Raw genomic sequence first — 11210 nt, 5'->3', positions numbered from 1 at the left:
CTGAAAGTCAGACACACTTTTTGCTACTTAACCCACATAAACGCAGTCGACTAAGCAAAAGCAAGCACCCACCAACGGAATCGTTGGTGGGTGCTTGCTTTATTGAAATAGAAACGCTTTGCGGAAAATACGACAGCGGTTAGCTTGCGCTAGCTGTCGCGACCAGCGCCTGAGGCCCATTCCTCCCAGTCAGAGTAATAGTCGTCTCGATCGGACTCGTTCGACTTGCCGACGAGTTCCCGCTGCAGACGTTCCAAATCCATTTCTGGTGAATCGTACTTGAGCTGACGGGCAACCTTCGCCTGCTTTGCTTTCGCACGGCCGCGACCCATGGCCTGACCCCCTTGTGTAATCCGTGGGACGGCACGGGGATACGGCCGACCCACTTATGTCTTATTGCGTTAATTCCTGTAAGACACCATAGCCGATTTTTAGACGAAGGGGTTACGCGGGGAGGCCCATAGTGGGTCGTGTCCTCGCGCTCAGGCAACTCAATATGTGCTGTGGCCTGGGGAAATGTCCTTTCTGAAAAAGAATGGAAAAAGTTATTTTTTCACCACTCTGTCTGGTGGCTTTACCTATTTCCTGTTACCTATTTCCCACGCAGGCGGTTGATGGCCACACGGCCCGGCGGCAGCTGCTCAACGCGGTCGATGGAGGAAGTGTCGACGGCCACGGCGCAGTCACCCACCACAAGGCCCTCGCGCTCCTGAGCTGAGCGTTTAAGCAGAGCCAAAGCAATCGGGCCGTAATCGGCATGTTGCACGACGGTGCCCACGCGGCCCACGGCGCGCTTGCCCATCATCACTGGATTGCCGGTTTCCGGCAGGGTGGCCGAGCCGTCGAGCTGCAGCATCACCAAAACTCGTGGGGAGCGACCAACATTGTGGACACGTGATACCGTCTCTTGGCCGCGATAGCAGCCCTTGTCCAAGTGCACGGCAGCCGTGTCGAATTCAGAAGCAATCCAGCGGGGAGCCTCATGCGGAATCATCTTCTCGTCTACGTCGATTCCCAGCTCGGGCCGCAAGGAGACTACGCGTTCGGCCTCCCAGCCCATCAGGCCGACTGGGGAGGCGCCAGCGGCCACCAGCGCGTCCCAAGCACCGACTAAATCCTGTCGGCGTACGAGCACATCCACACGCCCGCCGCGTGGCCACGGCAGGTGCCGGACGTAGGAATGTCCCACAGTCGTAGCTTTACCCACCTGCGGGAATGCGAGACCAGCGGCTACCAGGACCTCAGGGGCATTCGGCCCCATGACGGAAATAATCGCCCTTTCTACCTCAGCAATTTCCACCTTGGACCAGAACACCATCATGTTCAGGTACTTCAACAGGGAGTCGAAGCCGGAAGGGGGCACGTCGATAAGCACGGAATCGTCCAAAACAGTCAGCGTCATGTGATGGAGAACGTGACCGTTTGCATCCAGGTTCAGTGCTTCAGTGACAGTGCCGGGAGCGGCTTCGTCGACCTTCTGCGAAAAAAGTGTGTTGAGGTAGGTCAGGCGATCCTCGCCAGTGACCTCAATAACGCGGTAGTACGAGCGATCTACTACGCCGCAGTCCTCCTGCAGGTGACGTTGCTCTACCAGCGGACGGCCGTAGTGCCATGCCACGCTAGCTTGCCCTGTGGTTTGCTCAACGTTTTTCGCTGAGTTTCCGTCTGGGGCGTTCTCTGAGGCCTTCTCCAAACCTTCCATCTGTCCGCCCAGTTCGAGGGCAGCGGCGCCAGCCACGTGAGACATCAAAGGACTTACATACTCAACACTCACTCCCTCATGTTAACCAGAAATCCTCAAATTAAGCATGGATTAAGCTTGTGTGTATGACGGATTCGCTTTCTTCTCTAGTGCTTATCGACGTCTTCGCAGACGGCGGCCCGGTTGCTGTCGAGGCAGGACAGCCGTTCCTCTACGCGGATGATCTCGGAGCTATTCGCGGCGACGGAGTTTTTGAAACACTCCTGGTCAGGGGTGGTCACACCTGTAATACTGACCGGCATGAGAAGCGATTCGCATCGTCAGCGCTAATGCTGGATTTGCCAGCCCCGGATCTGCAGCAGTGGCGGTCGGCTACCGAGGTCGCACTACAGGAGTTGCGCGATAGGTCAATTGAGGGGGATGCGACGTTGCGGTGGGTGTACTCGCGTGGTCGTGAGTCCACTGGAGAGCCGACTGGCTACGTTTTGGCTAGCTCCGCGGAAAAAGTGGCGGAAAATCGCCTGAAGCCGGTATCGGTCATGCTTGCAGAGCGCGGTTTCTCGCTCGACCTTGGCTCCCGTGCTCCGTGGGCTCTCATCGGTGCGAAAACGTTGTCATACGCGGCTAATATGGCCGCTTTGCGCTATGCCAAGTCCAAGGGTTTTGACGATGTCATCTTCACCTCCGCAGAGGGCAAGCTCCTGGAAGGCCCAACATCGACCATCATCGTTCAGCGCGGCAATGAGCTGCTGACTCCCAACCCCGGTGAGGGAGTGCTGCCGGGCACAACTCAGGCAGCGCTGTTTGAAACAGCTGCCAACTGCGGCTGGAAAGTCACCCCGACGGTCCTGGTGCCCGGGGACCTATTCACCGCCGATGCGGTATGGCTGGTGTCTTCGGTGCGTATCGCGGTCGTGGTTAAGTCCATCGATGGTGAACCCATCCGGCAGCCGGATGCAATCGCGGAAAAGGACTTCCGCGATCTGTGCGACGAGGCGCTGGCGACGCAGTAGGGTTTGACGCAGTGGGGGCGCCAAACAGTAGGGCGCGAAGCAACAGGACCCCGCAGTAAGGCCACACAACGCCCGTCGTAAAGCGGGGAGAACCTAGCCCGCGTAGCGCTTGAGCTGCGCAGACATGCGGGGAGCGAATTCCTCATCCCGCAGGCGCTCGTCCACCCACCCGAGATCGTTGTTCGGCATCAGACCGTAGAGGCGCTTGCCCGGGCCAAGGGATGCAGGACCGGTAGCAGTGACCATTGTGGAGGCTGCCTGCAGTTCCCATGCACGCTCGGAAACCGGCTTGCCGTAGTAGATCTCAGTGACGCCGGTGGAGTGGACGCAGATGAACTCAATCTCGTCCTCGTTGTTAATGCGCCAAAATCCTGTTTCGCGCTGGTCAGGGCCGGTCGGCTTGCCTTCTTCGTCCAGCTTCCAGATGCGCGACTCATACTTCAGGTAGTTCTCGCCATCGTGGCTGAAGATGAGCTGCTGGCCGAAGTTGTACTCGCCGTCGACGACAGTGTTCGCTTGCCCCTCACCGCGCCACACGCCGACCAGCGGCAGTAGTGCCAGCAGGCCGTCGTGAATATTCGGGCCGAAGCGCAGGTTAGCGGTCTCGTCGGGGATCGGGAGCCCCTCAAGCTCAGTGATGTTGCGCGTAGCGGTGCTCTTGGCCTGTTCGGCCGCGCGGTTGATGGCCTCGTTGCCGTCGAGGCGAGGGGCTTCCGCAGCTGCAGGCTCCTGTGCAGCGGCGTCTGTCTGGTTGCTGCCATTCTTCTCGGTCATGCTTCACACTCTACCGCTGAAGCTCTTGTGGCCATGTATGGGCTGTTGTCGCATGGTGCTAACGCTGCACCGACGCTTAACGGCGATGCTTGACGACGGCCTTAGCGACGCACCCGACAGTTCTTCTCCGGCAGCTTCTCCGTGGATTGAGCTGACGCCTCGGCATCCTGCTGGGATGTCGGCGGCATGAAGTTTGTTGGCGACACGGTGCACAGAATCTGTTCGCCTTCGATGGTGATAGAACCGCCCGACACGTACACGCGAGTCGCCGGCATGCCCATCGGTATATCTGAATCCCGCAGTGTCAGAGCGAAGGTGTCCATAATGTGCTGCGTATCAGCCTCAGACAGCTCAGGTTTGACGTGGTTCTTAGAATCCGTTGGGGACGAGGGCGCAGAAATAATCTCCATCGGCGTAATGACCACGTCGCGGCTGACAATGCGCAACTTCGCCGTAACCTGGGTTTTTCCCTGCCATCCGGCTGGCGTGGCCTCGAAGATAGCCTCGGTCTCCCAGCCGCCGGTGGGGGAGGAGTCCTTCAGGCTCTGGATGCTCAAATCGGTCAGTCCCAGCTTGTTTCCCAGAGAGACTCCGTCGAGCGAGAGCTTAGTGAAGTACTGCTTCGTCGGCGATTCTGGGAAATTACCGCTGAGCACTGCCGATGCCGGGATCTTAACGTTGGAAGCTCCGTACTCCAGAGATACCAAGCCGAAGTCGGGCACCTCGACATCGCGGATGCGCGAGGTTACGGAGCTCCACTTACCCGTAACAAAGGAAGACAAGTAGGCCTTGCCACCAATGGCGACGTATGGGGTCATCTCCAGCTGAGCAGTCTCCTGAATATGCTCGGAGAGCTTGTACTCCGCATGGCTGGCGAAGCCCATGTCGGTGGCGACTACCAGCGCGGCAACGGCGAGGATAGAGCCACCGATCTTCTTCTGTCGTCGGGAAATGGACACACTCTATTAGTACCCCATCGCTTTTGGCTCAGACGACATCGGGGAAGTGTTGAATTCGCTGCTGTGTATAGGGTGGGGCGTATGAACGTAACCGAACTGCTTGACGTAGACACCACCGTCGCCAGTACGCTGCTGCAGCACGCCCACTCCACCGACGGCGTGGAGGCGTTCGGCGAGGCTTTCGTCCGAGGGCTTGACGACGACTCTTTCGGGCATCGACACTTTGCGATTATTGAGAACGACCGTTACTTGGGCCTGGCAGCCGTTGCGCCGGATGCAGTGGAGATGGTTGTTGATCCGGAGTTTCGTAAGCAAGGAGTCGGGGCGAAGCTGCTTGCGCACATCGATGCTGAGGTTGGCGAGCGCCTGCCTATCTGGGCTCACGGTGATGTTGCCGGTGCCAGCCGTTTGGCAGAGTTGACGGGACGCAAGGTCGTCCGCGAGCTGTTGCAGATGTCCATTTCGGGCTCAGCGTTGGAGAAGGCAGCGGGGGACGTCGATAAGCGTGATGATGTTGAAGCGCTAACCCTGACTGCGGCACGTGCGAAGTGGGGTGAGGCGGCCGTGGATCGGGCGTGGTTGGCTGTGAATAACGAGGCGTTTGACTGGCATCCGGAGCAGGGTGGTTGGTCGCAGCCACAACTCGATCGAGCTCGAAACGTGCAGTGGTTCGACCCGGAGGGCGTTTTCTTTGCTGCGGATGTGGCCGGGGCGCGCGACAGTGCGGAGGAGATTTGCGGTTTCCACTGGACGAAGTGGCACGCCGAGGAGTCTGTGCCAACTGGTGAGGTGTATGTGATCGGGCTGAGCTCGAAGGCACGCGGACGTGGCCTGGGGCGATGGCTGACCAATGTTGGGCTTTCCTATCTCCGGAACCGGGGAGCGGAAAAGGTAATTCTCTATGTGGAAGGCGACAATGCGCCGGCAGTGCGCACGTACCGTGCGGTCGGTTTCGAGGTGGCCCGCCGTGATGTGATGTACGGCGCGTAGATGCGACGGTTCGGTTTATTGGGGGAGTTATTGAAGGCGAGCTAGAGGGGCGAGCTTAGCTTTATCTCAGTTTTAGGTGGTTTTCCTCTGGCGCGGGGGCAATGATTCTTGTGTTTTTGAGGAGATGCTGTCCAATCCTCAGTGTTTCAGGGGCGCATTTTAGGGCCCCTTACAGGGAAAATGAGGATAAATAAAGAATTACTTGCGCCGTTCACCAATTGTTAATGTTCTGAACAGGTTCCGGTTACTATCGGTAGATAGGTTCAGCGCAGTGGACCGGAGTGTGGCGGTTCCACGTGAACTGTTTCACTCATTGTGTAAAACCCCGGAGGATTTACTGTGCTGAAGAAGAACCGTGCGGCATCTGTCATTGGTCTGGCCGCTGTTGCAAGCCTTACCCTGGCTGCTTGCTCTGAAGAGGGCGGCGAAGGCGCTTCTAACGTTGAGGGTCTGGCTGACGTCACCGGTGAGCTGCAGGGCGAGGGCGCTACCTCGCAGCAGCGCGCCATGGATCTGTTTGCCACCAAGTTTGAAGAGACCGGCTCGACCCTGTCGTACAACGCATCTGGCTCTGGTTCCGGTCAGACTCAGTTCATTGCCGGCACCGTTGCTTTCGCTGGCTCTGACTCCCCGCTGAAGGAGAAGGACGGCAAGGACCAGGTCGCAGAGGCTAAGAAGCGCTGCGACGGCAATGAAGCATGGCACCTGCCGATGGTTATCGGTCCGGTTGCCGTTGCCTACAACCTCGAGGGTGTTGACGTCGCTCTGACCCCGGCTCTGGTTGCTGAAATCTTCGACGGCAAGATCACCAAGTGGAACGACCCGAAGATCGCTGAGGTCAACGAGGGTGTCGATCTTCCGGAGAAGGACATCAAGGTTGTCTACCGCTCTGAGGAGTCCGGTACTACTGATAACTTCATGAAGTTCCTGAGCGCAGCTGCTCCGGAGCAGTGGCAGCACGAGGCTTCCAAGTCCTTCCCGACTGCTACTGGCCAGGGTGCTAACGGCTCGGCTGGTGTTGTCAACGAGGTCGCCAACATCGACGGTGCTATCACCTACGTCGAGGCTGGCTTCGCTGAGGACAAGGACCTGGGCATCGCCAAGATGGACTTCGGTCATGGTCCGGTTGAGCTGAACAACGACACCGTCGGTAAGGCTCTGGATTCCGTCACGTTTAAGACTGAGGGTCACAACATGGTTGTTGACACCGACGCTCTGTTCGCAATGGACGAGGAAGGCGCTTACCCGCTGGTTCTGACCACTTACGAAATCGTCTGCTCCGCTGGTTACGACGAGCAGACTCGTGACCTGGTTAAGAACTTCCTGAAGGTTGTTCTGGAAGAGGGCCAGGGCCCAGAGCTCGAAGAGCTGGGTTACATCCCGGTTCAGGGTGAGTTCAAGGACAAGCTGTCCGCAGCGGTTGACGCTATCAAGTAATTCTTTTCGCGCAACGCGGGTGAAAGCAGAGTGAGCTCTGTCGTTACCCGGTTGGCGCGAGGATTACTTCAGCCGGCCACGCAGATTTGAGCTGTAGGCCGAAAACCTGACGTAGACCGGTTGGCTTTATATATCGACACCTCAGTTGATTGGGTACCGCTCGTAGAGGGGTACAGAGGCCAATCGGTCTTCATGTGCGTTGAAGCACAAATCACTTCTACTTAGGAAATGAGATCATGAGTTCCTCGACTCCCATTGAAGGGAAGCAGGAGGCTGTAGACAGCAGTCTGTTGCAGTCCTCAGCACCGCAGGTGGATTCCTCCGGCGACGAGAGCTCGGAAGAGCAAGCCATTCAGACCGGCGTTGTTCGTCCTGGTGACCGAATCTTCAAGATTCTGGCGGTAGGATCTTCCGCATTGGTGACTGCCGCCATCATCGCAATTGCTGTGTTCCTGCTCCTGCGCGCAGTTCCGGCAATGTCCCGTAACGAAGCGAACTTCTTCACCTACACCGAACGATGGAACCTGGCGGATACCTCCGCCATGTACTTCGGTATTCCGAACATGTTTCTGGTGACCGTCGCGGTTTCCATCCTGGCGCTGATTCTGGCTATGCCGGTTGCGCTGGGTATTGCTATCTTCCTGACTGCCTATGCGCCAAAGAAGATGGTCAAGCCGCTGGGTTACCTCGTGGATTTGCTGGCTGCAGTGCCGTCGATTGTTTACGGTCTGTGGGGCTTTATGGCTCTCGGTCCGGCATTGGCTGGTCTGTACGGGTGGTTGGCTAAGACGCTGGGCTTTATCCCGATGTTTGCCCTGTACCCAAACTCGCCGGCATTCGAGACCGGTCGAAACCTCTTCACCGGTGGCATTGTGCTGGCAATTATGATTCTGCCGGTTATTGCGGCTACCACCCGTGAGGTCTTTGTTCAGACCCCGCGTGGTCACATTGAGGCATCGCTGGCTCTCGGTGCGACCCGTTGGGAGATGGTCAAGCTGGCTATTCTGCCATTCGGTCGTTCTGGCTTTATCTCCGGCTCGATGCTGGGTCTGGGACGTGCCCTCGGTGAGACGATGGCTCTGTACCTCGTAATCTCCCCGTCCTCGGCATTCCGTGGCTCGCTTTTCGACGGTGGTACCACCTTCGCAACCGCAATTGCTAATGCGGCACCGGAGTTCAATGACAACCTCAAGGCCGGCGCTTACATGTCCGCAGGTTTGGTGCTGTTCTTGCTGACCTTCGTGGTCAACTCCGCAGCCCGAATGATTGCGAAGAAGTAGCAAGGTCGTAGGAAAAGAAACGAGAAGTAACAATGACTAGTTCAACTACTGATTCTTCGCCTCACGGCCCTGCAGACATGGTCCCCACCACCGAGTCGGCATTCACCCAGATTAAGGGTTCCCGCAAGGTGGCGGACAGCGTCTCCACGGTCCTGATTTACTTCTGCATGGCTCTTGCTCTGGTCCCGCTGGTGTGGGTTCTCTTCGAGCTTGTCGTCCGAGGTACCCCGTCACTGCTGAGTGGTGAGTGGTGGACTGCTTCCCAGCGTGGTGTCACTGTTGGTGCGTCTGCCGGTGGTGTTGCTCACGCAATCGTCGGTACCTTGGTTCAGGCTCTGGTCACGACTCTCATGACCGTGCCGTTCGGTATCTTCGTCGCCATCTACTTGGTCGAGTACGCAGGTAACTCCCGCCTGGGCAAGGTCACCACCTTCATGGTCGACATCCTCTCCGGTGTGCCGTCGATTGTCGCGTCGCTGTTCATCTACTCGATGTGGGTGGTCATGTTTGGCATGAGCCGTTCCGGTTTCGCTGTCTCGCTGGCGCTGGTTCTGCTGATGCTGCCAATCGTTGTCCGCAACACCGAGGAAATGCTGCGCATCGTTCCGCACGAGTTGCGTGAAGCCTCTTACGCTCTGGGTGTTCCGAAGTGGAAGACCATTTTGAAGATTGTGCTCCCGACCGCACTGTCGGGCATCGTCACCGGCATCATGCTGGCCGTCGCCCGCGTCATGGGTGAGTCCGCACCGATGCTGATCCTGGTTGCAACCTCGCGAATCATCACCTATAACCCGTTCGGCCAGTCGCAGTCCTCGCTGCCGCTGTTCATGCTGGACATGTACAAGGCCGGTAATACCGGTGCGGCATTCGACAAGATGTGGGGCGCAGCGCTCACGCTGGTTCTCATCATTGCCCTCATCAATATCCTGGCGCGCTTCGTATCCGCCAAGTTCTCCGTCAAGAGCAGTTAATGCTGGGCGCCTAACGTCCGCTATTTCAAGGAAGGTTTTTGAAAGACCATGGCTAAGCGCCTAGACCTTAACGATGTCAACATCTACTACGGCGATTTCCACGCTGTGCAGAACGTCGACCTGCACGTCCCGCCACGTTCCGTTACCGCATTCATTGGCCCGTCCGGCTGTGGTAAGTCCACCGTGCTCCGTTCGCTGAACCGTATGCACGAGGTCATCCCGGGTGCCTACGTCACTGGCGAGGTGCTTCTCGACGGCGAAAACATCTATGGCCCGAAGATCGATCCGGTCTCCGTTCGTAACACCATCGGTATGGTGTTCCAGCGTCCGAACCCGTTCCCGACCATGTCCATCGAGGACAACGTCGTGGCTGGCCTGAAGTTGGCCGGTGTTAAGAACAAGGCTCATCTCCAGGAGGTTGCCGAGAAGTCCCTGCGCGGCGCCAACCTCTGGGATGAGGTCAAGGACCGCCTGGACAAGCCGGGCGGCGGCCTCTCCGGTGGTCAGCAGCAGCGTCTATGCATCGCACGCGCAATTGCAGTTGAGCCGGAAGTTCTGCTGATGGACGAGCCGTGTTCCGCACTGGACCCGATTTCCACCCTGGCAATCGAGGACCTGATTCACGAGCTGAAGGAAGAATTCACCATCGTCATCGTGACCCACAACATGCAGCAGGCAGCTCGTGTGTCCGATCAGACCGCATTCTTCTCCCTCGAGGCAACCGGTAAGCCGGGTCGCCTGGTTGAGGTTGGCCCGACCAAGAAGATCTTCGAGAATCCAGACAAGAAGGAAACCGAGGACTACATCTCCGGTCGCTTCGGTTAAACGCTTTGCGTATGCCGTAATAAGCAAAAGAAAGAGCCCTGTACTTCACGCGTGTTCACGCGAGGTACGGGGTTCTTTTTGTTGTTGAAGTTTATGAGATTGCTGTTTGTTTCGGTGTGGGGCCGGGGGTGAAAATAATGTTTGTTTTGGGGCGGAATTGTCTGTTTGTTATCGGGCGGGGTAATCTTCCGAAGACGCAATCGAGCGTCCCCCGGAAAACTGTAGAGGGGTCTGGGTAAATATATTTACATAGGAGTTATTCAATTATGGATAGCCAGCAAAACGCGCAGTTCAATCCTCAGTTTTCCCCTGTGGGTGAGCAATCTTGGCCAGTAATCGCCGAAGAGAAAGCGCCGAAGCCAATTGTCGGTTACATCGCACTTGTAGTTGCGATTATTGGTTTACTCGGTTGTATCCCGGGGGCTTTGATTATTGGTTGGGTGGCGCTACCGGTTGCATTTATTTTATCGGTCGTCGGACTGTTTCAGCGCGCAACTACCAAAAAACCAGCTCTTATCGCTCTGATTCTTTCTGTGTTGGGATTGCTCATTGCGCCAATTGTATTTGTTTCTTCGGTAGGCAATGCCGTGGATGATGCGTTCAATCGGGATACGACTGCCTCTAGCCCGGATGGAAGCAAATCTGATTCTTCCGATTCTGGTGCTGTGGGCAGTAGTCGGGAGAATCCGTTGCCGATTGGAACGACCATCGAAAGTGAGCAGTGGGCCATTACTATCGATAGCGTAAATCTAAACGCTAACGATGAGGTTCTGGCGGAAAATCAGTTCAATGACCCTGCTCCAGAGGGGTTTGTATACGGACTTGTGCATGTTACTGCAAAGTACAAGGGGAATGACCCTCAGGGGCAGAGTTCCTGGCTTGGTATTAATTATGTAACTGCAGGTGGCCAAACCACGGACGAAACGGAGCTTTGGGCGGTGGCGCCTGACGAGTTTGACACCCTCGAGACGGTGTATGAGAACGGTGAAATCGCAGGTAACGTGGTGATTGTTGTGCCCATTGATGGGGCAGACCAGGGTGTTCTGGCAGTCACCCCAGATTTAATGTCAAAGAAGTCTTTTGTTGCTGTCTCTTGAGTAGCGGCTGTCTCTTGGGCCGCAGGGATGGACACGATATAGGAATCGGCATTCTCCAGACATCTAACGCGAAAAGTAACCGCACAAACAGTTACTGACTAGGTTTATGACAGGTGAATAGCGTTTATAGGCGGTAGGGTCAGGCGGTGAATGCATCACCAC

At 56.9% G+C, this 11210-nt stretch carries 11 protein-coding genes; 7 read left to right on the top strand and 4 right to left on the bottom strand.

The genetic code is table 11. The features are described 5' to 3' along the window. Positions 1-149 precede the first annotated feature (149 nt). Positions 150-332 carry a DUF3073 domain-containing protein gene (locus tag HMPREF2857_RS00940; RefSeq protein ID WP_005511943.1) on the bottom strand — a complete coding sequence of 61 codons (183 nt, stop codon included), beginning with the start codon at positions 330-332 and terminating at the stop codon, positions 150-152. A gap of 260 nt (positions 333-592) precedes the next feature. Next, complete coding sequence (locus tag HMPREF2857_RS00935) at positions 593-1774, bottom strand: CAF17-like 4Fe-4S cluster assembly/insertion protein YgfZ (RefSeq protein WP_241482044.1); 1182 nt, start codon at positions 1772-1774, stop codon at positions 593-595. 53 nt (positions 1775-1827) lie between these two features. On the opposite strand from HMPREF2857_RS00935, the gene HMPREF2857_RS00930 reads away from it, so the two are divergent. Continuing rightward, positions 1828-2715 carry an aminodeoxychorismate lyase gene (locus HMPREF2857_RS00930; protein WP_070642219.1) on the top strand — a complete coding sequence of 296 codons (888 nt, stop codon included), beginning with the start codon at positions 1828-1830 and terminating at the stop codon, positions 2713-2715. 93 nt (positions 2716-2808) lie between these two features. Here the strand turns inward: HMPREF2857_RS00930 and HMPREF2857_RS00925 are convergent, their stop codons facing one another. Then, positions 2809-3489: a heme-binding beta-barrel domain-containing protein gene (locus HMPREF2857_RS00925; RefSeq protein ID WP_016421386.1), complete on the bottom strand. Its 681-nt coding sequence runs from the start codon at positions 3487-3489 to the stop codon at positions 2809-2811. Between the two features lie 101 nt (positions 3490-3590). Beyond that, entirely contained in the window at positions 3591-4448 is an 858-nt protein-coding gene (locus tag HMPREF2857_RS00920; protein ID WP_049173063.1) for an LmeA family phospholipid-binding protein, read from the bottom strand. A gap of 81 nt (positions 4449-4529) precedes the next feature. Here HMPREF2857_RS00920 and mshD point away from each other — a divergent pair, with 81 nt between their 5' ends. The 6 genes from mshD (at position 4530) to HMPREF2857_RS00890 (ending at position 11048) form a co-directional block, all read left to right on the top strand. Next, positions 4530-5438, top strand: a complete 909-nt coding sequence (mshD, locus tag HMPREF2857_RS00915; RefSeq protein ID WP_049173062.1) for a mycothiol synthase — start codon at positions 4530-4532, stop codon at positions 5436-5438. A gap of 339 nt (positions 5439-5777) precedes the next feature. Further along, positions 5778-6875 (top strand): phosphate ABC transporter substrate-binding protein PstS, encoded by a 1098-nt coding sequence (pstS, locus tag HMPREF2857_RS00910; RefSeq protein WP_016421383.1) that lies wholly within the window; start codon positions 5778-5780, stop codon positions 6873-6875. A 236-nt stretch (positions 6876-7111) separates the two neighbouring features. After that, the gene (gene pstC, locus HMPREF2857_RS00905) at positions 7112-8155 is read left to right on the top strand and encodes a phosphate ABC transporter permease subunit PstC (protein ID WP_049173061.1); all 1044 of its coding nucleotides are present in this window, start codon (positions 7112-7114) and stop codon (positions 8153-8155) included. Positions 8156-8232: 77 nt separating this feature from the next. After that, positions 8233-9126, top strand: coding sequence for a phosphate ABC transporter permease PstA (pstA, locus tag HMPREF2857_RS00900; RefSeq protein WP_070642224.1), 894 nt, complete (start codon positions 8233-8235; stop codon positions 9124-9126). A gap of 48 nt (positions 9127-9174) precedes the next feature. Next, complete coding sequence (gene pstB / locus HMPREF2857_RS00895; protein WP_016421380.1) at positions 9175-9951, top strand: phosphate ABC transporter ATP-binding protein PstB; 777 nt, start codon at positions 9175-9177, stop codon at positions 9949-9951. A gap of 266 nt (positions 9952-10217) precedes the next feature. Then, on the top strand, positions 10218-11048 hold the full coding sequence (locus tag HMPREF2857_RS00890; RefSeq protein ID WP_083310476.1) for a hypothetical protein: 831 nt from the start codon (positions 10218-10220) through the stop codon (positions 11046-11048). The last annotated feature ends 162 nt before the right edge of the window (positions 11049-11210 follow it).

The sequence above is a fragment of the Corynebacterium sp. HMSC076C10 genome (genome assembly GCF_001812455.1).
Classification (GTDB): Bacteria; Actinomycetota; Actinomycetes; order Mycobacteriales; family Mycobacteriaceae; genus Corynebacterium; species Corynebacterium jeikeium_D.
Note: the sequence above shows the minus strand (reverse complement) of the source record. Positions and strands in the feature narration are given on the sequence as shown.